Raw genomic sequence first — 26248 nt, 5'->3', positions numbered from 1 at the left:
GGGCGGGCCAAAGTGCATCAACGTTCGCCGAACGACTCGAAGAAATCCTTCATGCGGGCGAAAAAGCCGCTCGATTGTGGCGAATTGTCCTGCGAGGAGAGCTGTTCGAACTCCTCCAGCAGTTCGCGCTGGCGGCGGGTGAGGTTCTGCGGCGTCTCGACCGCGGTCTGGATGTAGAGGTCGCCGATATTGGGCTGGCGCAGCACAGGCATGCCCTTGCCTTTGAGGCGGAACTGGCGCCCGTTCTGCGTGCCTTCGGTCACCTTGACCTTGGTCTGCGTCCCGTCCAGCGTCGTCACCTCGAAGGAGCCGCCAAGGGCGGCTGTGGTCATCGAGATCGGCACCTTGCAATACAGGTCGGCGCCGTCGCGTTGGAAGAACTCGTGCGGTTTGACCGCCAGGAAAATATAGAGATCGCCCGATGGCCCGCCGCGCAGGCCGGCTTCGCCCTCATTGGCAAGACGGATGCGGGTGCCGTCCTCGATGCCGGCCGGGATGTTGACCGACAGCGAACGCTCCTCGGTGACGCGGCCCTGGCCGGCGCATTTCGGGCACGGATCCTTGATCGTCTGGCCGCGCCCCTGGCATTGCGGGCAGGTCCGCTCGATCGAAAAGAACCCTTGCGTGGCGCGCACCTTGCCGTGGCCGTTGCACATCGAGCAGGTAACAGGCTGGGTGCCGGGCTTGGCGCCGCTGCCCGAACATTCAGAGCAGGAGATCGACGCCGGCACCCGGATCTGCGCGGTCTTGCCGGCAAAAGCCTCTTCCAGGGTGATTTCCATGTTATAACGCAGGTCGGCGCCGCGCTCGCGGCCGCCCGACGAGCGGCGCTGGCGCCCGCCCATCATGTCGCCGAAAATGTCCTCGAAGATATCGGCGAAACCGCCGGCGCCGAAACCTTGCGCGCCGCCATTCATTCCGCCCTGTTCGAAGGCGGCGTGGCCGAAGCGGTCATAGGCCGCGCGCTTCTGCGGGTCCTTCAGCGTCTCGTAGGCTTCGTTGATTTCCTTGAACTTGTGCTCGCAGGAATGATCGCCGGGGTTGCGGTCGGGATGGAACTGCATGGCGAGCTTGCGGAAAGCGCTCTTGAGCTCCTTCTCGTCGGCGCCTTTTTGGACGCCCAGCGTCTCGTAGAAATCAGCTTTCATTTTTTCCCGCTGTCCGGATGCTCAACGTCTTGAAGCATTGTTGCGTCTCTTGCCGGCACTGACGCTTCGATTTAGGTGCGATGGAAGGGGGATGCCAGTGTCGACGCGGCTTTGCCTGCATTTTTTCAGCAAGGCCCGCTGTTTTTCTGCAAGGGGTTGCAAAAAAGCCCGGCCTTCGCCGGGCTTTTCGCTTTATCTTGCCGTCAAACGGTTCAGGCCGACTTCTTCTTGTCGTCGTCCTCGTCGATTTCCTCGAAATCGGCGTCGACAACGTCACTGTCCTTGGCGGCGTCCGCCTTGGCGTCGGCTTCCGCCGCTTCCTTCTGCGAAGCCTCGTACATGGCCTGGCCAAGCTTCATCGAAGCCTCGGCAAGCGCCTGGCTCTTGGCTTCGATGTCGGCCGGGTCGTCGCCTTCGGTCGCGGTCTTAAGCGCCGCGATCGCGTCGGAAATCGCCGTGCGCTCGCCTTCCGAAACCTTGTCGCCATATTCCTTCAGCGACTTCTCCGAGGAATGCAGCAGCGCTTCGGCCTGGTTGCGGGCCTCGACCAGCGCACGCCGCTTCTTGTCGGTCTCGGCATTGGCCTCGGCGTCCTTGACCATCTTCTCGATGTCGGCGTCCGAAAGACCGCCCGATGCCTGGATGCGGATCTGGTGCTCCTTGCCGGTGCCCTTGTCCTTGGCCGAAACGTTGACGATGCCGTTGGCGTCGATATCGAAGGTGACCTCGATCTGCGGCACGCCGCGCGGCGCCGGCGGAATGCCGACCAGGTCGAACTGGCCGAGCGCCTTGTTGTCGGCGGCCATTTCACGCTCACCCTGGAAGACCCGGATGGTCACGGCCGATTGACTATCCTCGGCCGTCGAGAACACCTGGCTCTTCTTGGTCGGGATCGTCGTGTTGCGCTCGATCAGGCGGGTGAACACGCCACCCAGCGTCTCGATGCCGAGCGACAGCGGCGTCACGTCGAGCAACAGCACGTCCTTGACGTCGCCCTGCAGCACGCCGGCCTGGATGGCGGCGCCGAGAGCGACGACCTCATCCGGATTGACGCCCTTGTGCGGCTCCTTGCCGAAGAACTGCTTCACGATCTCCTGGATCTTGGGCATGCGGGTCATGCCGCCGACCAGGACGACTTCGTCGATCTCGCCGGCCTTCAGGCCGGCATCCTTGAGCGCCGCCTTGCAAGGGGCAATCGTGCGCTGGACCAGGTCGTCGACCAGCTGCTCGAACTTGGCGCGCGTCAGCTTCAGCGTCAGGTGCTTCGGCCCCGTCGCGTCGGCGGTGATGAAAGGCAGGTTGATTTCGGTCTGGGTCGTCGACGACAGCTCGATCTTGGCCTTTTCAGCCGCCTCCTTGAGGCGCTGCAGGGCGAGCTTGTCGTTCTTCAGGTCGATGCCCTGTTCCTTCTTGAACTCGGCCGCCAGGTATTCGACCAGGCGCATGTCGAAATCCTCGCCGCCGAGGAAGGTGTCGCCATTGGTCGACTTCACCTCGAACACGCCGTCGCCGATTTCGAGCACCGAAATGTCGAACGTGCCGCCGCCAAGGTCATAGACGGCAATGGTCTTGCCTTCCTTCTTGTCGAGGCCATAGGCAAGCGCTGCCGCGGTCGGCTCGTTGATGATGCGCAGCACTTCGAGGCCGGCGATCTTGCCGGCATCCTTGGTTGCCTGGCGCTGGGCGTCGTTGAAGTAGGCCGGAACGGTGATGACCGCCTTCTCGACCTTCTCGCCGAGATAGGCTTCCGCCGTTTCCTTCATCTTCTGCAGGATCATGGCCGAAATCTGCGAGGGCGACTGCTTCCTGCCGCCGGCCTCGACCCAGGCATCGCCATTGTCGCCCTTGACGATCTTGTAGGGGACAAGCTTCTTGTCCTTCTCCGTCACCGGATCGTCATAGCGGCGGCCGATCAGGCGCTTGACCGCGAAGATGGTGTTTTCAGGATTGGTGACCGCCTGGCGCTTGGCCGGCTGGCCGACAAGACGTTCGTCGTCGCCCGAGATGGCGACGATGGAAGGCGTCGTGCGCGCGCCTTCCGCATTCTCGATTACCTTCGGCTCCTTGCCATCCATGATGGCGATGCAGGAGTTGGTGGTGCCGAGATCGATACCGATTACTTTTGCCATTTTTCTAGTCTCTCCGCTAAGCAGGCTCTCAGGACCCGTACAGGCGTTCCGACGAAAGCCCCTGTTCACAAGAAATCCCGTTCCGGCAACCGGCATTCCGGCGCCGAACGGCTTGGCGCGTATATAAGAACAGGCGGCATCGCGCGCAAGCATTCTGCGCAAGGCTTCCATGAACCTTTCCACCTCCGCCCGCGACTGATCTCCAGGTGCCGCATGGTGCGGCCCGGAAAGGAAGCCCCCATGACCAATAACCCAGAGGCTCTGCGGTCTCCGGGAACAACAGGAGCTCGGCGCGACCACTGCCTTCGGGACGAGGTCGATGCGCTGGGCTTCCCGCTGGTTCCGTTGACCCTGCGTAAGAGCAGGCGTATCGTGATTTTGAGGAAAGCAGACAATTCGATCAGGGAAGAACGAGCCGGACCGCCGCGCCTTGCCCTGATTTGCGCGGCCAGACCCGACGTTCTCCCGTCGACTACGGGGGGTAGTGTCATGTCTCGCATCCGCGGCTCGTTCGTGTCGTCTCTTGATGGCGGCTTGCGCCGCGCTGTGCATCCAGGCGGGTTGCTGGCGCTGGCACTCGGCCTGTGGCTGGGCGCCGCCCAGGCGCAGGAAACCCGGATCATCTATCCCGGTTCGATGGCGGTGACTGGATTCTCCGGCACCGTCATTCCCAATTTCGACCCCCCTGATTCCGAAAAAGGGGGCCTGCCGCCCGGCGTCGATCCGGTCGACGAAACCTTCATCGACACCACGCGAGCCACCTTGCGCGTGTTCGACGTCTCGCATCTGGGCGGCCCAGCCTCCGGGCAACTGGTCAACACGCCGCCGCCCCTCGAGGTGACGGCGGAGCAGATCGGCCAGGTGTTCGGCGTCACCTATGATGACGGCGTGCGCGACGGCGTTCCATCGGGCATTCCCAATCTCTATGCCGGCGCCGCCTCGCTGCACGGCATCCGCATCGTCACCCCGGACGCCGATGATGACGGCCGCCCCGAGCGGCAGCGCCGCGGCGCGGCCGGCGCCACCTTCATGGACGGCCAGTTCGGCACCGAAAACGGTGGCGGGCCGGGCACCATCTGGAAAATCGACGGCATCACCGGCCAGGTCTCCAAGTTCGCCGACATCGACACCAACAGCGGTCCCGGTATCGGCAATCTCACCTTCGACGCCGCTCATCGCCAGTTCTTCGCCTCCGACCTCGATACCGGCCTGGTCCATCGCATCGATGCCACCGGTACGCTGATCGACAGCTTCGACCACGGCGTTGCCGGGCGCCCGGCGCATGGGCTAGCTCCGATCGCCGACGATGGTTCGGTGATGGACATACAGGGTGCGGCTTTCGACAGCGAAGACCCCGACAGCTGGGGCTACACGCAGGACGAGCGCCGCATCTGGGCCGTCTCCTATCATGGCGGCCGGCTTTATTATTCGGTCGGTGAAAAGTCTGAAATCTGGTCGGTGGGCATTGCCCGCAACGGCACCTTTGCCGGCGACCCGCGTTGGGAACTGACGGTCAAGGCCGACAAGGACTACGCCGTCACCGACATCGCTTTCGACAACACCGGCTTCATGTACCTGGCCCAGCGCGGCCCGGTCGAGAACCGCTACGATTACAGCCAGTTCGCCGATTCCGGCAAGGGCGAGGTCATCCGCTACTTCCGAGAGAACCCGGACGATCCGGAGACGGAATCGGTCTGGGTCGAAGTGCCGCAGGAATATGCGGTCGGTTTCCCTCAGGGCAACAGGCAGTCGGCCGGCGGTCTCGACCTGCAGTATGGTTATGATTCCGACGGCACTCTCGACACATCGGTCTGCACGCAGACGCTGGTCAACACCGGCGACAAATTGCGCGACAATCCGGCTCTCGCCGAACAGCTCGCCGCCGGCGGGCCGCTCGCCGTGCACGGCGTGCAGATCACGCCGAAAGAGCTGGTCAAGCCGGCCAATGTGCCGCCCTTCGGCTCCTGGTTCGTCGACTTCGACGGCTATTTCGAAGACCCGGAGGTCGAGGGTCATGTCGGCGACGTTGCCGTCTGGCATCCTTGTGAAGGCCGCGCCGGCTATTATGAAGAAATCCCGGGCGGCTACCTGCCCCCCTTCTACCCGCCGGACTTCCCACCGCCCGGCAATCTGCCTCCGTGCATCGATGTCGAGGATATCAGGTATTACTGTACGCCTCGCGGCCTCCAGGCCGATCTCTATCTCCATGACCGTGCCGGCTTCGGCGGCGATTCGATAAAGGCCCAACCTTCGAATGAGACAAAGTCCAGGACGCCAGGCGTCGGGGTGACGTCATTCCAGTCGCATGCGCCCGGCCAGCCTTACACGATCGACATTACCGGCCACTATCCGGGCGACAGAGTGGATGTTGGACTTTGCTTCTACAGGAAGTCCGACAAGGACAAGGGTGGCTACTACCCTTGCTGCAAGATGATCTTGCCGCTCCGAACCCCAGCCGTCAGCTGCGAACGTTGAGGAGGGGAAGATGAAAAATCTCGCACTCTCCCCATTCGCAACCAACACTCAAGAAACCGTCGTGGAGACGATCATGAAACCCCTGTCATACGCCAGGCGCGGCGCGCGCTGGCTGATGGCGGCCGGTATCGCGGTCGCCATGCTAACCCCGGTGCAAGGCTTTGCGGAAGGCGCTGCCCCGATCACCCCGGAGCTGAAGCTCGATCTCGACAGTTCGCGCGTCATCACTCCGAGGCCCGACCGGGTCGTACCCTTCTTCACCAAGAAAGGCACTCAACGAGGCTGCGACTACGTCGTCTATTCGCTGAGCTTCGGCCTGCGCGGCGATCCGCAGGGCCTTGCCGACCCAAGCCTTGAGGCCAGGCTGAAGAAGGTCCGGGTCGACTTCAAGGACCAGCTTCCGCACGGCCTTGAGATCGTCAACGTCAATGTGTCCGGCGACGGCACGGATTCATCCGGCGGACCACTGCCGGGCGCGACGATCAGCACCTCGGCGGGTCCCAACGATACCGCTGTTGTTTCAGACTTCCGCATCTCCACTTCCGATCTCGACGGCGCCGGCGCTCCCAACGAGCGCGTCATCAACTTCAAGATCACGGCCAAGATCGATCATGCGGCATTTCCCGCGCCGACGATCGTCGACAACCACGGGATGATCAAGGTGACCGCCAGACCGGGCACCGGGACCATCATCCCGTCGCAGGATCCGAGCAAGCCCGACGACGGCGACTTCAAGACCGGCGTGAAGACCTCGATCAAGATCGACGTCACCAAGTGCAACCCGCCGCCGCCACCTCCCGGCAAGGAATGCTTCAAGGTGGAGCGCGGCACCGTCGACTGCGTGCCCGGCGGCGGTGCCTTCATCTACCACATGCCGGTCGGCCCGGAGATGGGCGGCAAATGGGTGCAGGTTTCGACGACCACATCAGGCGTCACCGTCATCCCCGACACCCAACTGGTGCCGGCGGGCGGCGGTGTGCTCAACTGGAAGATCGTCGGCGCATCGCCCGGCGACGTCATCCACCTCATCGTCACCGGCATCGAAACCTATGCCGGTCCGAAGGAAGGCTGGGGCCTGTGCTGCACGCAGACCATCGACATCGTCATCCCGCGTGACCAGAGGTGCCCGCCCAAGGACAAGGAGCCGGACCTCAAGGTTGAGAAACGCGCCGACGTGACGCGTTGCACGATGGGCGGCGGCTGCGACTTCACCATCAGGGTCACCAATGTCGGCACCGGTGCCTACCACGGCAAGATCGTGCTCGACGAGGTGACGCTGCCGGCCGGCTCGACACTCGATTCAGGGCCCAATCCGCCCTGGGTCTGCGTACCCGGCACCACCCCTATGATTTGCACCCATCCGGTGACCACGCTCAATCCGGGGGCCTCCGTCGACCTCAAGCTCGGCTTCAAGCCGGCCGGAGGCTGGCAAGGCAGCGTCTTGCGCAACTGCGCCACCTATAATTACGGGGCCAGCGACAAGCCACTGTTCGGCAGCCAGTCGAACGACCGCGGCTGTGCCTCGATCCCGGTCTGCCGGCGTGGCGATCGCGACCGCGACTGCCGGCCGCCGGTCGAAAAGAAGGTCGACCTGATCCTGAAGAAGCGTGCCCGTATCCCGGTCTGCACGGCCGACGGCATCTGCTACTTCGTGATCGACATCATCAACAACGGCAGCGCCACCTACAATGGACCGCTGACGGTCATCGACAATTATCCCGGCGGCGCGCCAGCCTCCTCGACCTTCGGCCCGAGCCCGCCATGGACCTGCGCACCAACCGGCCCCGGGCTGTTCCGCTGCGACAATGCGGGCATCTCGCTGCCTCCGGGCGGCTCGACGCCGATCGTCGTCAAGGCGGTCATGCCGGCCGGCTACCAGTCGGACACTGTCGAGAATTGCGCGACGGTGAAGCCCATCCCCGGTGAAAACGATCTCACCAACAACAAGGCCTGCGCAAAGGAACGCTTCCGTCATCCCAATGGCGGCAAGCCGACCTTGCGCATCGCCAAGGTGTGCAACGGCTCGCTCGCCGGCGCTGCGGTCATCTCTTGCCGCATCACCGTCATCAGCCTTGGCACCGCTGCCCCCACCGGCCCGGTGCGGGTCAACGATGCCGCCACGCTGGTTGCCGGCGGCGCGCCTGTCCAGATCCAGACCGTCACCCCTGACGGTGCGGAATGGGCGTGTGGACCGGTTCCGGCCAACGCGCTGTCGTGCCAGATTCCCGGTGCCGTCATGGTACCTGGAACCAGCCGCCACTTCGACGTGACGGTCTCGGCCAATGGCGCGTTCGAAAACTGCGCGCGCGGCTCCTATGGGCCGGCACCGGGCGACGACGTCGTCTATCCCTTTGGCCAGGCCTGCGCCAAGGGCGGCGGTTCTTCGACCATCCGTGTCGAAAAGACCGGCGACCGTGAATGCAGGCTCGGCCAACCCTGTTCGTTCGAGATCACTATCACCAATGACGGAACGACCCCCTTCTCCGGGCCGGTCCGCATTGGCGATGCGATCGGCGTGGAGGGTCTCGGCAGGCTGGAAGGCGTTGAGATCACGTCGATCGATCCGCCCTTTGGCTGTTCGCCGGAACCGGCAACCTTGCCTGCGTCCTGCATTGCCAACCTGACGCTCGGCGCCGGCGAAAGCCAGGTGCACCATGTCACCGTGGTCATTCCCGACGACGGTCGCCTGGCCAATCTGCAGGGCAATGTCAGCGGCCAGAACTGCGTCGGCGTGCTCTCTCCCGAGACACGGGTGCAAGGCGGTGGCGAGGTGCTCGGCGGCGATCAGACCAATGTGCAGGGCGATCGTGGCAAGGCCTATGCCTGCCATCCCTTCACCATTAGCCAGGAGACGAAGAAGGAATGCTCGCAAGGCTTCGTCATGAACGATGCCGGCCGCTGCGTTTGCCCGGAAGGCACTACCTACCGCAACGGCCAGTGCTCGCCGGGCGGTGGTATCGTGCCGAAGCCGGAACAGCCGAAGCGCTGTGTGCTGCTCGAAGGCCAGATCCGCACCGAGGACGGACGTTGCGTCTGCCCACGCGGAACCGGGCTCGAGAACGGCAGATGTGTCAGGACCGACAAGCCCGAGCAGTGCACCATCCGTGGCCAGGTCCACAATGCGGATGGCGATTGTGTCTGCCCCAGGGGAACCGAGATCAGGGGCAATGCCTGCCGCCCGATCCAGCCAAAGCCTGAGCAGTGCACGATCCGTGGTCAGGTTCACGACGCCGATGGAGACTGCGTCTGCCCGAGAGGGACCGAGGTGCGCAATGGTGCCTGCCGCCCGATCCAGCCGAAGCCTGAGCAGTGCATCATCCGTGGTCAGATCCACGACGCGGATGGCGATTGTGCCTGCCCAAGGGGTACCGAGGTCAGAAACGGCGCCTGCCGTCCGATCCGGCCAAAGCCTGAGCAGTGCACCATCCGTGGTCAGGTCCACGACGCCAACGGCATTTGTGTCTGCCCGAGGGGTACCGAGGTGCGGGGCAATGCCTGCCGGCGCAAGCAGCCGACGCAGGAGCAATGCGACATACGCGGCCAGGTCCACAACAAGCGCGGCGAGTGTGTCTGCCCGCGTGGGACGCAGGTGATCAACGGCGCATGCCGCAAGCCCAGACAGGAGGTGGAATGCGCACCGGGCTCGCAGATGATCAATGGCCAATGCCAGCCGATCATCAGGCGGCGCTGCCCGGAAGGCACGATCGGGCGCTATCCGAACTGCCGGCCCGTCCGCGGACAACCGTCGCTGGAGCTCAACCCCGGCCTGCTGCTGCAGCAGGTATTGCCACGGCGCAGGCCGCAGGTCGAACAGCAACAGGATCCGGTTCCAGACAGAATCCTGAAACTCCAGCAGCAATAACCACTGCTCGACACGAGACCAGAAACCCGCCGGAGCAATTCGGCGGGTTTTTCTTCGTAGCTGTGGGGGCAAGCGGGAATTGGCCGCACGTGATCGGGGATGCTGGCACGTCAGCCTGCGCGGTGCCCGCGCCTGCACCCTCGACAAGTCGGCTGTGGCACATTAGGCAGTCGATAGGGTGGCCGAACGAGAAGGACACTCGGAAAGGCCGCACCCATGAGCAGAAAGACCCTGATTGCACCATCGGTGCTGGCGTCGGATTTTTCCAAACTCGGCGATGAGGTCGAAGCGGTGGCGGCGGCCGGCGCCGACTGGATCCATCTTGATGTTATGGACGGGCATTTCGTGCCCAACATCACCTTTGGCCCGCCGGTGATCAAGGCGATCCGCAACCGCACCAAGGCCTTCTTCGACTGCCATCTGATGATTGCCCCGGCCGACCCCTATCTGGCCGCTTTTGCCGAGGCCGGCTGCGACGGTTTGACCGTCCATGCCGAGGCCGGCCCGCATCTCGACCGCTCGCTGCAGACCATCAGGAACCTTGGCAAGAAGGCCGGTGTGTCGCTCAATCCGGCGACGCCGGAAAGCGTGGTCGAATACGTGCTCGACCGGCTCGACCTGATCCTGATCATGACCGTCAATCCGGGCTTCGGCGGCCAGGCCTTCATCCCGGCGGTCGTCGACAAGGTGAAGCGGGTCAAGGCCCTGATCGGCGGCCGGCCGATCCGCATCGAGATCGACGGCGGTGTTTCAGCCGAGACCGCGCCGCTGGTCACCGCTGCCGGCGCCGACGTGCTGGTGGCGGGCGCCGCCATCTTCAAAGGCGGCAGCGTCGAGGCTTATCGTCAGAACATCCAGGCGATCAGGACGGCAGCCGACAACGCAGCCGGCTGACCGGCGGTGTTCCCGCGGTCGGCCCGACATGCCGGCTAAGGTTCTGGTCCCGGGCGGGGCTTGTGAAGATCTGATGCGCAACGGCATCGGGCTGAGCGGTTGCCTGATTCGGTCTCAAGGTCCGCCGGCCTATGCCCAAAGCAGACAGTTGATCTCGCGCGCATACAAAAGAACAGAAAGACAGATTCTCCTGCGTGCATACAAAACATGTTAAGTTTCCACAGGTTGTGAAAATGCGCGGAATTACAGCATTGAGCTCCGGAATGCCGCATATTCCTTCGTGCTAAAGTACAATAGCGTGATCTTCTGCTTGAGCAGGCGAATGCTCGCGCTGTATGGTACAAGTACGAGACGGCGAATGCTTTCAGACTCGAATCGCCCAGGCCAAGTCTTGGGGACAAGGAGTCGCTATGACATACGGAGCTGCCAATCTGAACGACGACGCTGCGGGACCGAAGAGCACGCTTGCGAGTACGGTCTATCAGCAATTGCGGGACGATCTTCTCGGCGGTGTCCTTGAAACCGAGAGCAAACTGCGGGTCGAATGGGTTGTCTCCAAATATGGGGCCGGCGCCTCACCTGTCCGCGAGGCTCTCAATCGCCTCGCCTCGGAAGGACTTCTCGGCCGGCACGACCAGCGCGGCTTCTTCATCATGCCGGTCAGTGCGCCGGAACTCGAAGAGCTGACGCGCACCCGCTGCTGGCTCGAGGAGCGGGCGCTTCGCGAATCCATCGTCCACCGCACCGCCGAATGGGAAGAACAACTCGTGCTGGCGCTGCATCGCCTGGGCCGTGCGTCACGTTTTTCGCCGCAGAACCTCGTCTCGCTCAATCCCGATTGGGAGAGGCTGCATCGCATCTTTCACAGGGTGCTGATTTCGGCCTGCCGGTCGCAATGGCTGGTGGGGTTTTGCGACCAGCTCTCCGATCACGCCTATCGCTACCGGCAAATGGCCAATGATGGCGAAGGCGTCCAGCGCGACGATTTCGGCGAGCATCGCCTGATCGCCGAATGTGCCCTGGACGGCAATGCCGACGGCGCCGTCGAGGCACTGCTCAACCACTACCGGTTGACTGCCGCCATGTGCATGAAGCGCTTCGAGCAGGACGACGAAACGAAGGAACTCGCCGGCAAACGCGCTCGGCGATAGCAGTCGTTTCCTGGCGGGTCTCTTGCGCTCGTTTCTTGCGCTCAGCCTGCGTGGAGAGCGGCCGGCGTGAACCGCTGTCGGCGGGCTTGACGGCGCGGCCAAGAACCGCGAACTCTCGCCGCCGGGGCATGCCGCGACAGGCGCATGCTCAGCGCCGTAGCACCCCAGGAAGTCTTCATGAGCAATCATCTGTTCGATGCGTTCCGGTCCCGGATGCCGGCGCCAGCGCGCTTGCTGATGGAGACCGATGATGGCCGCTTGCTCACCTATGGCGATATGCTGGCCCGCTCTGCGCAGCTTGCGCATGCGCTCTTGCAACTGGATGTCGAACCCGGTGACCGCATTGCCGTGCAGGTCGAGAAGAGCCCGGAAGCGGTCATGCTCTATCTCGCCTGCTTGCGAGCCGGCGCCGTCTTCCTGCCGCTCAACACCGCCTATACGCTGGCCGAGCTGGAGTATTTCTTCGGCGACGCGGAACCACGCCTGGTCGTCTGCGATCCGGCAAGAGCGGCCGATATCGGCGCGCTGGCGGAAAAGACGGGCGCCGTCACCGTCACGCTCGGCCGCGACGGCCGGGGATCGCTGACCGACCAGGCCTCGCGGCTGCCGACGGATTTTCATGACGTGGCGCGCGGGTCGGATGACCTCGCGGCAATCCTCTACACGTCGGGAACCACCGGCCGTTCGAAAGGCGCCATGCTCAGCCACGAGAACCTTGCTTCGAACGCGCGCGTGCTGGTCGAGCACTGGCGTTTCACTGGAGACGACGTGCTGATCCACGCATTGCCGATCTTCCACACGCACGGCCTGTTCGTCGCCACCAATGTCGTCCTGATGGCCGGCGCCTCGATGCTGTTCGAGCAGAAGTTCGATCCGGCCCGCATCGTCTCGCTGATGCCGCGTGCCACGGCCCTGATGGGCGTGCCGACCTTCTACGTGCGCCTGCTGCAGCAGGATGGGCTGGCCCATGAGGCGGCAAAAAACATCCGTGTGTTCATTTCCGGCTCGGCGCCGCTTTTGGCCGAGACGCACAAGGCCTGGCGCGAGCGCACCGGCCACGCGATCCTCGAACGCTACGGCATGACCGAGACCAACATGAACACCTCGAACCCCTATGAGGGCGAGCGGCGCGCCGGTACGGTCGGGTTCCCCTTGCCCGGCGTCACGCTTCGCATCGCCGATCCCGACAGCGGCGCAGCACTTGCGCAGGGTGAGGTCGGCATGATCGAGGTCAAAGGCCCCAACGTCTTCGGCGGCTATTGGCGTATGCCGGAGAAGACCAAGGCGGAATTCCGCGCCGACGGTTTTTTCATCACCGGCGATCTCGGTATGGTCGACGCCGACGGCTACGTCCACATTGTCGGCCGCGGCAAGGACCTGATCATATCGGGCGGCTACAATATCTATCCGAAGGAACTCGAAAGCGAGATCGACGCGCTCGACGGGGTTAGCGAAAGCGCCGTCATCGGCGTTGCCCATCCGGATTTCGGCGAAGGCGTCACCGCCGTCGTCGTGCGTGCGCCGTCATCGCCGATCACCGATGCCGAAATTCTCGGCGCCATCGCCGGGCGGGTGGCGAAATACAAGCACCCGAAGCGGGTGATCTTCGTCGATGAACTGCCGCGCAACACCATGGGCAAGGTACAGAAGAACCTGCTGCGCGACACCTACAAGGACATATACGCATCATAGTTGCGCTGGGGCAGGGGCGCCTTACTCCTTGCGCGGCCTTTCGGCCCGGCTGCCGGAACCCCACAAGGCGCGCTTCAGCAGGTTGCGCTTGCGTGGGGCGAGATTGATGTCGCTGACAAGCTTGGCGCCGCCCTCGCGCCGTTCGAGGGTGATCTTGCGGCTGTGGAAGGCTTCCAGCTCGGCCCGGTGCGCCACGCTGATGATGGTGACATCAGGCAATTCGCGGATCACCGTCGCCATCATGGTGTCCTGGCTCTTCTCGTCGAGCGCCGAGGTTGCTTCATCCAGCACGACGATATCGGGGCGGTGCAGCAGCAGGCGCGCGAAGGCGAGGCGCTGCTTTTCGCCGCCCGACAGCGTCTGGTCCCATGGCGCTTCTTCCTTGATCCTTTCGGCAAGATAGGCAAGGCCGACCTTGTCGAGGGCGGCCTTGATCTGTTTGATCGTCCACTTGTCCGCCGCCGCGGGATAGGCGACCGCGCGGCGAAGCGTGCCCGAGGGGATGTAGGGGCGTTGCGGCAGCATGAACAGTCGCCTGTCGGCGTGGAAATTGACGCTGCCGCCGCCCCATGGCCACAGGCCAGCAACGGCCCGCACCAGCGTCGACTTGCCCGAGCCGGATTCGCCAGCCACCAGCACGCGCTCACCCGGTTCGATCGCAACCTCGGTTTCCTTGACCACGGAGGTGCCGTCGTCGAGCGTGACGGAGAGATCGTCGAGGCTGAGCATCGCACCGTCTTCGGTTTTGCCGTGCTGGATGCGTCCGAGCGCGTCGCTCTGCTCCGCACGCTCGAGCCCGTCGAGCGACATCATCAGCGAGGCGATGCGCCGCGCCGAGGCGTTCCAGTCGGCAAGACGCGGGTAGTTGTCGACCAGCCATCCGAACGCGCCTTGCACGATGCCAAAGGCAGACGCTGCCTGCATCACCTCGCCAAGCGTCATCGAGCCTTCGAGGAATTTTGGCGCGCACAGCAGGATCGGCACGACCGGCGCAAACAGGCTCGATCCCTGCGACACCGCCGCCGTGCGCATGTGCTGGCCCGTCAGCAGCGCCCATTGCCTGAGCACATGGCCGAAATTCCTGTCGATGCCGCTGCGCTCCTCCTCCTCGCCGCCCAGCAAGGCGATGCTCTCGCCGTTTTCGCGCACGCGCGTCAGCGTGTAGCGCAATTCGGCTTCCGCCTGGTTCTTCTGCTCGGAGAGCCGGACGAAATGGCGGCCGATGACCACCATCGAGGTCGAGGTGATGGCGGCATAGATCATCGCGGTGATGACTAGGAAGCCGGGAATGGTAATGCTCTCGCTGCCGATCGGCAGGGTGAGCGCGCCGCCGATGGTCCACAGCACGACGATGAAGGTCGAGGCCGACAGGAACGCGTTGAGGACGCCGGCGATGAAATCGACCGGCGACTCGGTGGCGATGCGCAAATCCTCGGTCATGCGGGCCTCGGGGTTCTGGTGGTCGCCGCCGACGAGGTTCAATTGGTAGTAGCGACCGCTTGCCAGCCAGCGCGCAATGACCGCGGTGGTCAGCCAGGAACGCCAGCGGCGCTGGATCGTCATGCGCAGGTAAACCTGCGCGACGACAAGGCTGCCGCTGCAGATCACCAGCGGTACGAATAGCGCGCTGAGGAAGTAGACGCTGCGGGCGTTGCGCTGCTCGAGCGCATCGAACATCGAGCGGTTCCAGACATTGATGCCATACTGGAAGCCGATATTGATGCAGATTAGAAGCAACACCCCGATCGTGAACGGCCAGGCGAGCCGGTCGCCGCGCCGGCTCCAGTAACCGCGCGCGCTGATCCAGAAACGCCGCAGCAGATATTTCTTGCGCGCCTGCTCGGCCTCTTCGAGCGTCAGTTGCGGATCGGGCTCGACAGCCTCCGGTGGCGGTCCCGGCTGGCCGTCGACCTCGGGGGCAGCTTCGGCGGCCGACGGCTTTTTTTCGCGCAACTCCTCGTGGCGTGGCCTCTGGTCACGCGGCGCTTGCTGTCGCGGCTTCAAGGCATCGCGCGGTTTGATGCCGTCGGCCTGTTTCAATTTGGGTTTCGCCTCGGACATACGCTCCGACAACGACCTCAAAATCAAAAGGTTTCATGACGTCAGCCGACTTGAACCTGAAATCAACGCAGTGGCGGAACCGGCCGCAAAAACCTTTTCGCCGCCGATCCAGACGCCCTTCGTGTCGAGATCGTCCGACAGCGCGACCATGTCCGCGGCCGTGCCGTTGGCGAAGCGGCCGAGCCGGTGCGACTGGCCGATCGCCTGCGCCGGATAGAGCGAGGCCATGCGCAAGGCCTCGGAAAGCTCGACCCCGACTACGCGGTGGATGAAACGCACGGCAGAGATCATGTCGAGATTGGCGCCCGCCAGTGTACCGTCGGCAAGCCGCAGGCTGCCGTCCCTGCGGTAGATGGTGCGGCCGTTCAGCGTGAACGAGGTCATGTCGGTGCCGATCGTCGCCATGGCGTCGCTGACAAGCACGATCTTGCCGGGACTTTGCTTGGCGCGCAGCGCGATCTTGATGGTGGCGGGATCGACATGGATGCCGTCGGCGATGAGACCGGCCGACAACGCGCCGATGTCGATGGCCGCGCCCACCAGCCCGGGCTCGCGATTGCCGATCTGGCTCATCGCGTTGAACAGATGGGTGACCATCGAGGCGCCGGCCTCGGCAAAGGTACTGGCGGTGGCGTAGCCGGTGTCGGAATGGCCAAGGCTGACGACGATGCCGGCCTTGGCGAGTGCCGAGACACGCGCCGGTTCGACGGATTCCGGCGCTATGGTGGTGAGCAGCACCGGCAGCTTTTGCCGCGCCGCGATCAGCATCGCCTGGTCGGCGTCCGTCATCGGCCGGATCAGCGCCGGATCATGCGCGCCCTTGCGCGCGATCGACAGATGCGGGCCTTCGAGATGCAGGCCGAGGAAGCCCGGCACCTTCCGCAGCGCCGCTGCTTCGCCGGCGGCGACGGCGGCGGCGGTGACGCCGGGCGTGTCGGTGATCAGCGTCACAAGCAGCGCCGTCGTGCCGAAGGGCGCATGCGCCTTGCAGATGGTTTCGATCGAGGTGACATCGGGATGGTCGTTGAGCATGACGCCGCCACCGCCATTGACCTGCAGGTCGACGAAGCCCGGCGCCAGCACGCCACCGCCAGTCTCGACGACGCGGATATCCGAGGGGATGGCGCTGGTGGGCAAAATAGCCTCGACGAGGCCGTCGCGCACGACGAGCGCGTGGCCTTCATGCCAGTCGTCCCCGTCGTAAATCCGGGCACCAGTCAGGGCAAAGCGATCGTTCATACTGTCTCCGTCACCTTGCGAAGATTGCGCGGCGTATCCGGATCAAGACCGCGGTGGCGGGCAAAGGCCTCGACGAACATGTAGAAGGACACAATCAGCGTCAGCGGATCGGTCAGCGGGTGCCCGGTGGCGACATGCGGCAGGCGCACGGCGCGTTTGCCAAGTGCGGAGGTGACGAACACCGGCGCGCCCTTGGCCGCCAGGCTGTCGGCGGCCTCGGCGATGGACGGTTCGGACGCATCGCGCGCGGCCAGCGCCAACACCGGAAAATCGGGGCCGATCAGCGCCAGCGGGCCATGCATGACTTCGGCGGCGCTGTAGGCCTCCGCATGAATGCCGCAGGTCTCCTTGAACTTCAGTGCCGCCTCATTGGCCATCGCCGCCGACGGGCCGCGGCCGAGAATGAACAGCGATTTCTGTTTCTCGATCGTTTCGGCCAGCACGCTCATCCAGTCGCAGGCGATCGCCTTGCGGAAATGCTCCGGCAAGCCGGCCAGTGCCACCAGCAGCGCTTCGTCGCCGGTGGCATGCGCCATCAAAGCGAGACCGGCAACGGCGGAATTGATGAAGGTCTTGGTTGCCGCCACGCTGCGCTCGGGGCCGGCCAGTATGTCGATGGCATAGTCCGAGGCACGCGCCAGCGGCGAATCGGCGGTGTTGGTGATGGCGACGGTCAGCGCGCCGCCGGCACGCGCGGTTTCGGCCATGGCGACGATGTCGGGGCTCTTGCCCGACTGCGAGATCGCCAGGCAGGCCGAGCCGGCGAGCCTGAGCTTTCGGCCATAGATCGAGGCGATGGACGGTCCGACCGACGCCACGGCGAGGCCGGCGGTAAGCTCGACGGCATACTTCATGAAAGTGGCGGCATGGTCGGACGAGCCGCGCGCCACGGTGACGACAAACTGCGGGTCGCGTTCGCGGATGCCGCGCCCGGCCTCGGTCAGCATGGTGCCTGAGCCATCGAGCAGACGGGCGACGGCTTGCGGGATCTCCTCGATCTCGCGCCGCATATGGGTCACATCGGTCGACTTGGTTGGCTCTTTACTCATGGTCGGCCCTCTTCGCTCGGCCCTGTCAGCCGCAGTTCGGCGACGAAATCATAGGCGTCGCCCCGGTATATAGAGCGGGTGAATTCGATCACCTTGCCGCTCGCCAGATAAGAAATGCGTTCGATGTGCAGGCCGGCGATGCCTGGCGGCACTTCGAGCAGGCGCGCGTCGCTGTCGCCGAGATTGGCGGCGGAAATGCGCTGCACGGCGCGCACCGGCCGGTTGCCGGTCAATTCCAGCGCCGCATAGAGCGAGGAGCCTATATCGGCCGGGTCGGGCAAGACGCTTGCCGACAGCGAGGCGCGCTCGATCGCCAGCGGCGTGTCGTTGGCGATGCGCAGGCGCGCCACCCGCGCCACCAGTTCGCTCGACGACAGGCCGAGCACCATCATCTCGTCGGGCGAAGGTGCGTAAAGGCCGCGGTCGAGCCATGCCGAACGCACAGCCATGCCGCGCCGCGCCATGTCCTCAGTGAACGAGGTCAGCCGCGACAGCGACTGTTCGACACGCTCCATGCGCGGCGCCACGAAGGTGCCGGAGCCGTGGCGCTGCACCAGGATGCCGCCCTTGACTAGGTCCTGCACCGCCTTGCGCACGGTAACCCGCGAAATATCGGCCTTGGTGGCGATGTCGCGCTCGGAAGGCAGCGCGTCGCCCGGCCCGATCAGGCCGCGATTGACCGCGTCCTCGATGCTCTTGCGAAGCTGCAGATAAAGCGGCGCGCCGCTTTGCGCCTGATGTTTGAGCGTGGCGAAGATCTGGTCGGCGGCCTCGCTCATCGAGTTGCCTCCGCGTGTCCGGCGAAAAGGCGAACCGCCATCTGCACCGCGCCGCCCAGCGCGTCGTCGAGCGGCGGCTTCAGCAGCGCCCGATAGCGGGCAGACAGCCGCGGCGCGTAGAGCGGCGCCAGCCCGCCGAGCAGGCACAGCGGCGCGTCGTCGGCAAGGTCGAGCGCGCCGAGCGAGGCTTCGACGTCGGCGACCACCCTGTCGAGGATCCAGTTGGCGACGCTGTCGCCCTTTTCGGCATGCTCGAACACCTTGGGCGCGAAGCCGCCGAAGTCGCCCGGCTTGGCATTGGTGGTGAATTCGACGACGTCCTCCGGGTTGTTGCGGAAGACGGCCAGCATGCTCTGCGTCAGCGGCGAACCGGCGCGAACGCCGTCATAGGCAAGCAGTGTCTGTTCGAGCAGGTCGCGGCCGATACGGGCGCCGCTGCCCTGGTCGCCAACCTGGAAGCCCCAGCCGCCGATGGCGCGCGATTTGCCTTGTCTGCGCGCCATATAGGCGGTGCCGGTGCCGAGGATCGCCATGGCGCCGTCACCGGAGCCGACGGCGCCTTCCAGTGCGATCTCGGCGTCGGTCTCGACGCGGCTGATGCTGAACGGCAGGATCGCTTCGAGCTGCTGCCGGTAGGTGCCGACATTGGCGCCGGCAAGGCCGAGAATTGCGGGTGTTCGCGGGATCAATTCCGCATCCTGCCCGGCGGCGAGGAACGCCTGCCGCGCGGCCTCGACGATGTTCAAGCGGGCGCCGGTCAGGTCGGTGCGGATGTTGGCGGCGCCGCTTTTGGCGCGGCCGATCACCATGCCGTCCGCCGTTGCCAGGGCGGCCCTGCAGCTGGTGCCGCCGCCATCGATTCCGAGCACGAAATTCACGTGATTTCTCCTCCAAGCGGATAATACCAATAAAATACCAATAGCCAAGGGTTAATTTCCGTTTCAAAAAGATTAAGCCGTATTTTATTGAAAAATCTGCGTATTTCGTCGATTCAGCGATTTCCGACCAGCGAATTCGTTAATGCGTGTGGACAAGTGGTATTTTTTTGGTATTGTTCTGGTATTGGAGGAACCGGGATGGCCGAAACGCGCACCGAAGCGCTTCACAAAAATGCCGAGGGGCTGGATATCCAGGCTCCGGACACCGTCCTTTCCTATTTGGCCGATGCGCAGATCGAAGCCGCCAAGGTCGTGCGCCACGCCATTCCATCCATCGCCAGGGCCGCCGAGATCATTGCCGGCAGGCTGAAGAGCGGCGGCAAGCTCGCCTACGCCGCAGCCGGCAGCTCAGGCCTGATGGCACTGGCCGATGCACTGGAGTTGCCGGGCACCTTCGGCATTCACCGCGACCGCATCGCCATCCTGATCGCCGGCGGCGACGACGCTTTCCGCACGCTGGCCGGAGGGCCGGAAGACGATACCGAGGAGGCTGCGGCAGCGGTTGCCGAGGCAGGCCTCGGCAAGGGCGACTGCCTGATCGCCATTTCCGCCAGTGGCACGACCCCCTATGCGGTGCGGGCCATCGAGGAGGCTGCCCGCCGTGGGGCTGCCACCATCGGCATCGCCAACAACCGGAACTCGGCTCTGCTGCGCCAGGCGCAAACCGCTATCCTGCTCGAAACGCCGCCGGAGCTGATCGCCGGCTCCACGCGCATGGGCGCCGGCACCGCCCAGAAGATCGCGCTCAACATGCTGTCGACGCTGACCGCAATCCATCTCGGCCATGTGCATGACGGCTACATGGTCAATCTCATGGCCGACAACATCAAGCTGCGCGACCGCGCGGCGCGCATCGTCGCCGCCGTCAGCGGGCGCGACACGGACGAGGCGGCCCGCCTGCTCGAGAAGAGCGGCGGCGCGGTCAAGACCGCCATTCTGCTCGCCGCCGGCGCCGACAGCACTGACGCGGCGCAGAAGATACTGGAAGAGGCCGGCCAGAAGCTGCGGCCGGCCCTTTCCGCGATAGAGGGGAGCAAAGGGCGCACTGCCTCCGTTCTCATCAAAACCGAACCTGAAAAAGGTCAACAGGGAGACTGAGCATGACAACGAAACTACTGACGGCACTGCTTTTGGGCACCAGCATTCTCGGCTCGGCCGGGGTTGCTTCTGCCGCAGACGTAACGCTCAACATCGAAAGCTGGCGCGGTGACGACCTTGCCATCTGGAAGGACAAGCTGATCCCGGCCTTCGAAGCCAAGAACCCGGGCATCAAGGTGGTGTTCGCGCCGTCGGCTCCGACCGAATATGACGCGGCGCTGGGCGCCAAGCTCGCCGCCGGTTCGGCGGGCGACCTGATCACCTGCCGCCCATTCGACAAGTCGCTCGAGCTGTTCAAGAAGGGCAACCTTGCCGACCTCTCGGCATTACCCGGCATGGAGAACTTCTCACCCGTCGCCAAATCCGCCTGGCAGACCGACGACGGCAAGGCGAGCTTCTGCGTGCCGATGGCCTCGGTCATCCACGGCTTCATCTACAACAAGGACGCCTTCGACAAGCTCGGCATCAAGGTGCCGGAGACCCGCGACGAGTTCTTCGCCGCGCTCGACAAGATCAAGGCCGACGGCACCTACATCCCGATGGCGATGGGCACCAAGGATCTCTGGGAAGCCGCGACCATGGGCTACCAGAACATCGGCCCCAACTACTGGAAGGGCGAGGACGGCCGCGCGGCGCTGATCAAGGGCGAGCAGAAGCTGACCGACAAGGACTGGGTCGCGCCCTATGAGGAACTGGCCAAGTGGAAGCCTTATCTCGGCGATGGCTTCGAGGCGCAGACCTATCCGGATAGCCAGAACCTGTTCACGCTCGGCCGCGCAGCCATCTATCCGGCCGGCTCGTGGGAAATCGGCCTGTTCAACACCCAGGCGCAGTTCAAGATGGGCGCCTTCCCGCCGCCGGTCGAGAAGGCCGGCGACACCTGCTACATCTCCGACCATACCGATATCGGCATGGGCCTCAATGCGGCTTCGAAGAATGCCGATGCGGCCAAGACCTTCCTGTCCTGGGTCGCTTCGCCGGATTTCGCCACCATCTACGCCAACGCGCTGCCGGGCTTCTTCAGCCTGAACTCCTCGCCGGTGAAGATGGCAGACCCGCTGGCGCAGGAATTCGTCTCCTGGCGCGCCAAGTGCAAGCCGACGATCCGTTCGACCTACCAGATCCTGTCGCGCGGCACGCCGAACCTCGAGAACGAGACCTGGGTCGAATCGGCCAACGTCATCAACGGCACCGATACGCCGGAAGCTGCCGCCAAGAAGCTGCAGACCGGCCTCGACAGCTGGTACAAGCCGGCGAAGTAAGAGCTCAGGCAACGGAGCCGGCCGGGCGCACGCCTGGCCGGTTCCGGACCACCTCATTCACAGTGCACCTATTCAGATTGCGATTGTCGGCACCGCCTCCCGGCCTTACCCTCACTGTTGTGGGGAAGGCTAGCTGATCAGTCGCAGGCCTTTGTTCTTGCCGCATCGGGCAAGAGTGTTCGGGCCGTGCATCGAGGCATCATCTAGATCGATACCCTTTGGAACCGAGAGACGGCGGGGACCGAACTCATGGCCGCAGATATCAGACCGAAAAGACCGTTCCGCTGGCACATCGGCATCTTCTTGGCGCCGGCCGTGCTTGTCTACACGGCGATCATGATCCTGCCGCTCGCCGGCACGCTGCAGCTGTCGCTGTTCCGCAACATCGAGCAGCACCAGGTCTTCGTTGGGCTGCAAAACTTCCGCACCCTGTTCGGCGACCCCAACTGGTCGGTGGGTTTCTGGAACGCGCTCAGGAACAACACCTGGTTCTTCATCATCCACATGATCGTGCAAAACCCGATCGGCGTCATGCTGGCGGCGCTTCTGTCCAGCCCGAAACTCAGATTCGCGGCCTTCTACCGCACCGCGATCTTCGTTCCGACCATCCTGTCCTTCGTCATCGTCGGTTTCGCCTGGAAGCTGATCTTGTCGCCGCTGTGGGGCGTGGCGCCGCATCTGATGGATCTCGTCGGCCTCAAAGGCCTGTTCACGCCGTGGCTCGGCAAGGAGCAATATGCACTGACCGCACTCAGCCTGATCTCGGTGTGGCAGTTCGTCGGCATCCCGATGATGCTGATCTATGCCGCCCTGCTGTCGATCCCCGAAGAGGTGATCGAGGCCGCCGAATGCGATGGGATTACCGGCCTTTCACAGTTCTGGAAGATCAAGCTGCCGCTGATCCTGCCGTCGATCGGCATTATCTCGATCCTCACCTTCGTCGGCAATTTCAACGCCTTCGACCTGATCTACACCGCGCAAGGCGCGCTCGCCGGGCCGAACTATTCGACCGACATTCTCGGCACCTTCCTCTACCGCGCCTTCTTCGGCTTCCAGCTGCAGACCGGCGACCCCAATATGGGCGCGGCGATTGCCACGATGATGTTCCTGATCATCCTCGGCGGCGTCTGCGTCTACCTCTTCCTCGTCCAGACGCGCCTGCGTCGCTACCAGTTCTGAGGGGCGAGATGTCGAGCTTGAACACCCCCCTCTGGCCTGCCGGCCATCTCCCCCGCAAGGGGGGAGATTGGCAGCGTTGGCCTTGCCGGCCATCTTGCTGCGTTGTGATTGGCGAAAGCAGTCGCGACATCCGATCTCCCCCCTTGCGGGGGAGATGTCCGGCAGGACAGAGGGGGGTGCCTTGGCGCCATTCCTTGGAAGTGTGCGTCAGGAGACCTCCCAATGAGCACCGCCACCCGTTCCGTGCCCCGCACCATCGGCGCCCACGCGATCCTGTTGACCTACACGGCGATCGCGCTGTTTCCGGTGATCCTCGTCATCATGAACTCGTTCAAGTCGCGCGCGGGCATCTTCGGCGCGCCGCTGACGCCGCCGACGCCCAAAACCTTCGACCTGATCGGCTACACGACGGTGATCGGCCAGGGCGACTTCATCCACTATTTCCAGAACAGCCTCGTCGTCACCGTCGCCTCGCTGTTCTTCGTGCTGTTGTTCGGCGCCATGGCGGCGTTCGCGCTGTCGGAATACCGCTTCCGCGGCAACTCGCTGATGGGGCTTTATCTGGCGCTCGGCATCATGATCCCGATCCGGCTGGGCACCGTCGCCATCCTGCAACTGATGGTGGCGAGCGGGCTGGTCAACACGCTGACGGCGCTGATCCTGGTCTACACCGCGCAGGGCCTGCCGCTTGCCGTCTTCATCCTGTCGGAATTCATGAAGCAGGTGTCCGACGATCTGAAGAATGCCGGCCGCATCGACGGCCTGTCGGAATACACCATCTTCTTCCGGCTGGTGCTGCCACTGGTCAGGCCCTCGATGGCGACCGTCGCCGTTTTCACCATGATCCCGATCTGGAACGATCTGTGGTTCCCGCTGATCCTGGCGCCGTCTGAAGAAACCAAGACGGTGACGCTCGGCGCGCAGCTGTTCCTCGGCCAGTTCGTCACCAATTGGAACGCCATCCTGGCAGCCCTGTCGCTGGCGATCATGCCGGTGCTGATCCTCTACGTCATCTTCTCGCGGCAGCTGATCCGCGGCATCACGTCCGGAGCCGTCAAGTGAACTCTGAAACACCTCTTCGCGTCGTCGTCGCCGGCCTCGGCAATATGGGCCGCAGCCATGCGCTGGCCTATCATAGCAATCCGGGCTTCCAGATCGCGGCGCTGATCAACCGCTCGGACGTGCCGTTGCCGGACGGGCTGTCGGGCTATGCCATCAGGCGCTCCTTCGACGAGGCGCTGCGCGACGAAAAGCCTGATGTCGCTTGCATCGCCACCTATTCCGACAGCCATGCCGACTATGCGGTGAGGGCGTTCGAAGCCGGTTGCCATGTCTTCGTCGAGAAGCCGCTGGCAACGACCGTGGCCGATGCCAAGCGCGTCGTCGCGGCGGCCAAGGCCAATGGCAAGAAGCTGGTGATCGGCTACATCCTGCGCCATCACCCGTCCTGGATCAGGCTGATCGCCGAAGCGCGCAAGCTCGGCGGCCCCTACGTCTTCCGCATGAACCTCAACCAGCAATCCTCAGGCCACACCTGGGAGACGCACAAGCAGTTGATGCAGACGACGTCGCCGATCGTCGATTGCGGCGTGCACTATCTCGACGTCATGCTGCAGATCACCGACGCCAGGCCGGTCGAGGTGCGCGGCATGGGCGTGCGGCTGACCGAGGAGGTGGCGGCCTCGATGTACAATTACGGCCATTTGCAGGTGCTGTTCGACGACGGCTCGGTCGGCTGGTACGAAGCCGGCTGGGGGCCGATGATTTCGGAAACGGCGTTCTTTGTGAAGGACGTCATCTCGCCCAATGGCTGCGTGTCGATCGTCATGAAGGAAGGTGTGAAGTCCGACGACATCGACACCCACACCAAGACCTCGACCATTCGCCTGCACAGCGCCGCGACCGGCGCGGACGGCAAGTTTCTCAAGGCCGACGAAATGCTGTCGATGGAAGGCGAGCCCGGCCACCAGGACCTCTGCGACCTCGAACAGGCCTTCATGCTGAAGGCGATCCGCGAGGATCTGGATCTCACCAAACACATGGACGACGCGGTCAGATCGCTCGCGGTCTGCCTTGCAGCCGACGAGAGCGTGCGCAGTGGAAAGGCGGTGCGATTGTGACCGCAGAATTGTCGTCAGGGGGTGCCCTGGCGCCCACATTCCAATTTGGAGGACTGCCGTGGGCTCGCTGAACATTGAGAACGTGAAGAAGGCCTTCGGGCCGGTCGAGGTGCTGAAGGGCATCAACCTCGAAGTGAACGACGGCGAGTTCGTCGTCTTCGTCGGCCCGTCCGGCTGCGGCAAGTCGACCTTGCTCAGAGTCATTGCCGGACTGGAGGATTCGACCTCGGGCCGTGTGGTGATCGACGGCGCGGACGTCTCCGCCACGCCGCCGGCCAAGCGCGGCATCGCCATGGTGTTCCAGACCTATGCGCTCTACCCGCATCTGACGGTGAAGAACAATATGGGCCTTGGCCTCAAGCAGGCAGGAACGCCGGCGGCCGAAATCGAGCGCCGCATTGGCATCGCCTCCTCGATGCTGTCGCTGGAGCCCTATCTCGCGAGGCGGCCGGCCGAACTGTCCGGCGGCCAGCGCCAACGCGTCGCCATCGGCCGCGCCGTGGTGCGCGAGCCAAAGCTTTTTCTCTTCGACGAGCCGCTTTCGAACCTCGATGCGGCACTGCGCGTCAACACGCGGCTGGAGATCGCGCAGCTGCATCGCCGGCTGAAGGCGACGATGATCTACGTCACCCACGACCAGGTCGAGGCGATGACGCTGGCCGACAAGATCGTGGTGCTCAACGCAGGGAAAATCGAGCAGATCGGTGGCCCGATGGAGCTCTACAATTCGCCGGAAAATGAGTTTGTCGCCGGGTTCATCGGCTCACCGAAAATGAATTTCGTCGACGGCGCCAGGCTTGGCGAAACCGCCAAGACCATCGGCGTGCGGCCGGAACATTTGACCGTCGATCCGAAGTCAGGCGCCTGGAAGGGAACGGTGGTGCACGCCGAGCACCTCGGCGCCGACACCAATCTGTATCTCGATTGCGAGAAGGCGGGGCTGATTACCGTGCGCATTTTCGGCGTCTATGATGCAGAGCCGGGTGCGACGCTCTATGCGACGCCGGATCCGGCGAAGACATATAGGTTTGGGGCTGATGGGAAGGTGCTAAAGTAGGCGGGCGCAGCCCCCTCACCCAGCCTCCACTTCGCTCGGCTGACCTCTCCCCGAGGGGAGAGGAGATTGTCAGCGCCGACGCTCACTTCTTCTCCCCAGCGGGGAGAAGGTGGCC

General features: G+C 64.1%; 18 protein-coding genes. 11 read left to right on the top strand and 7 right to left on the bottom strand.

What is annotated here, in order from left to right; all coding sequences use genetic code 11:
* Positions 1–17 precede the first annotated feature (17 nt).
* Together dnaJ and dnaK are read right to left on the bottom strand one after the other, a co-directional pair.
* On the bottom strand, positions 18–1148 hold the full coding sequence (gene dnaJ / locus NKH97_RS13645; RefSeq protein ID WP_023810873.1) for a molecular chaperone DnaJ: 1131 nt from the start codon (positions 1146–1148) through the stop codon (positions 18–20).
* A 212-nt stretch (positions 1149–1360) separates the two neighbouring features.
* Positions 1361–3277 (bottom strand): molecular chaperone DnaK, encoded by a 1917-nt coding sequence (dnaK, locus tag NKH97_RS13640; protein ID WP_023810872.1) that lies wholly within the window; start codon positions 3275–3277, stop codon positions 1361–1363.
* Between the two features lie 489 nt (positions 3278–3766).
* Between dnaK and NKH97_RS13635 the strand changes: the two genes are divergently transcribed.
* The 5 genes from NKH97_RS13635 to NKH97_RS13615 all read left to right on the top strand — a co-directional run bounded on the left by NKH97_RS13635 (position 3767) and on the right by NKH97_RS13615 (position 13351).
* The gene (locus tag NKH97_RS13635; RefSeq protein ID WP_502895373.1) at positions 3767–5752 is read left to right on the top strand and encodes a hypothetical protein; all 1986 of its coding nucleotides are present in this window, start codon (positions 3767–3769) and stop codon (positions 5750–5752) included.
* Positions 5753–5762: 10 nt separating this feature from the next.
* Positions 5763–9614 (top strand): DUF7929 domain-containing protein, encoded by a 3852-nt coding sequence (locus NKH97_RS13630; RefSeq protein ID WP_352774339.1) that lies wholly within the window; start codon positions 5763–5765, stop codon positions 9612–9614.
* A gap of 216 nt (positions 9615–9830) precedes the next feature.
* Positions 9831–10508, top strand: coding sequence for a ribulose-phosphate 3-epimerase (rpe, locus tag NKH97_RS13625; protein ID WP_023810869.1), 678 nt, complete (start codon positions 9831–9833; stop codon positions 10506–10508).
* Positions 10509–10918: 410 nt separating this feature from the next.
* The gene (locus tag NKH97_RS13620; RefSeq protein WP_128305144.1) at positions 10919–11659 is read left to right on the top strand and encodes a GntR family transcriptional regulator; all 741 of its coding nucleotides are present in this window, start codon (positions 10919–10921) and stop codon (positions 11657–11659) included.
* A 177-nt stretch (positions 11660–11836) separates the two neighbouring features.
* On the top strand, positions 11837–13351 hold the full coding sequence (locus tag NKH97_RS13615) for a malonate--CoA ligase (protein ID WP_352720939.1): 1515 nt from the start codon (positions 11837–11839) through the stop codon (positions 13349–13351).
* Between the two features lie 21 nt (positions 13352–13372).
* Here the strand turns inward: NKH97_RS13615 and NKH97_RS13610 are convergent, their stop codons facing one another.
* The 5 genes from NKH97_RS13610 to NKH97_RS13590 are packed head-to-tail and all read right to left on the bottom strand — an operon-like array spanning position 13373 to position 19357.
* Entirely contained in the window at positions 13373–15412 is a 2040-nt protein-coding gene (locus NKH97_RS13610; protein WP_023810866.1) for an ABC transporter ATP-binding protein/permease, read from the bottom strand.
* Positions 15413–15445: 33 nt separating this feature from the next.
* On the bottom strand, positions 15446–16651 hold the full coding sequence (gene nagA, locus NKH97_RS13605; RefSeq protein ID WP_352797283.1) for an N-acetylglucosamine-6-phosphate deacetylase: 1206 nt from the start codon (positions 16649–16651) through the stop codon (positions 15446–15448).
* Positions 16648–17700, bottom strand: a complete 1053-nt coding sequence (locus NKH97_RS13600) for an SIS domain-containing protein (protein ID WP_352774334.1) — start codon at positions 17698–17700, stop codon at positions 16648–16650. The genes nagA and NKH97_RS13600 overlap by 4 nt, the downstream gene beginning before the upstream one ends.
* On the bottom strand, positions 17697–18479 hold the full coding sequence (locus NKH97_RS13595) for a GntR family transcriptional regulator (RefSeq protein WP_027040192.1): 783 nt from the start codon (positions 18477–18479) through the stop codon (positions 17697–17699). Before NKH97_RS13595 ends, NKH97_RS13600 begins: the two co-directional genes overlap by 4 nt.
* Positions 18476–19357, bottom strand: coding sequence for a glucosamine kinase nucleotide-binding domain-containing protein (locus NKH97_RS13590; RefSeq protein WP_128305138.1), 882 nt, complete (start codon positions 19355–19357; stop codon positions 18476–18478). The genes NKH97_RS13595 and NKH97_RS13590 overlap by 4 nt, the downstream gene beginning before the upstream one ends.
* A 198-nt stretch (positions 19358–19555) precedes the next feature.
* On the opposite strand from NKH97_RS13590, the gene NKH97_RS13585 reads away from it, so the two are divergent.
* The 6 genes from NKH97_RS13585 (at position 19556) to NKH97_RS13560 (ending at position 26133) form a co-directional block, all read left to right on the top strand.
* The gene (locus NKH97_RS13585; protein WP_352440653.1) at positions 19556–20515 is read left to right on the top strand and encodes an N-acetylmuramic acid 6-phosphate etherase; all 960 of its coding nucleotides are present in this window, start codon (positions 19556–19558) and stop codon (positions 20513–20515) included.
* Positions 20516–20517: 2 nt separating this feature from the next.
* Entirely contained in the window at positions 20518–21777 is a 1260-nt protein-coding gene (locus tag NKH97_RS13580) for an ABC transporter substrate-binding protein (protein ID WP_352440652.1), read from the top strand.
* A 249-nt stretch (positions 21778–22026) separates the two neighbouring features.
* Positions 22027–22956: a carbohydrate ABC transporter permease gene (locus NKH97_RS13575; protein WP_352774330.1), complete on the top strand. Its 930-nt coding sequence runs from the start codon at positions 22027–22029 to the stop codon at positions 22954–22956.
* 222 nt (positions 22957–23178) lie between these two features.
* Positions 23179–24018, top strand: a complete 840-nt coding sequence (locus tag NKH97_RS13570; RefSeq protein ID WP_127380895.1) for a carbohydrate ABC transporter permease — start codon at positions 23179–23181, stop codon at positions 24016–24018.
* On the top strand, positions 24015–25076 hold the full coding sequence (locus NKH97_RS13565) for a Gfo/Idh/MocA family protein (RefSeq protein WP_352440650.1): 1062 nt from the start codon (positions 24015–24017) through the stop codon (positions 25074–25076). The genes NKH97_RS13570 and NKH97_RS13565 overlap by 4 nt, the downstream gene beginning before the upstream one ends.
* 58 nt (positions 25077–25134) lie before the next feature.
* Entirely contained in the window at positions 25135–26133 is a 999-nt protein-coding gene (locus tag NKH97_RS13560) for an ABC transporter ATP-binding protein (RefSeq protein ID WP_352774328.1), read from the top strand.
* The last annotated feature ends 115 nt before the right edge of the window (positions 26134–26248 follow it).

Origin of the sequence: Mesorhizobium sp. M0870, assembly GCF_040319775.1 — a bacterium.
GTDB lineage: Bacteria > Pseudomonadota > Alphaproteobacteria > Rhizobiales > Rhizobiaceae > Mesorhizobium.
The sequence above is the reverse complement of the archived record's forward strand: the minus strand, read 5'-3'. Positions and strand labels throughout refer to the sequence as shown.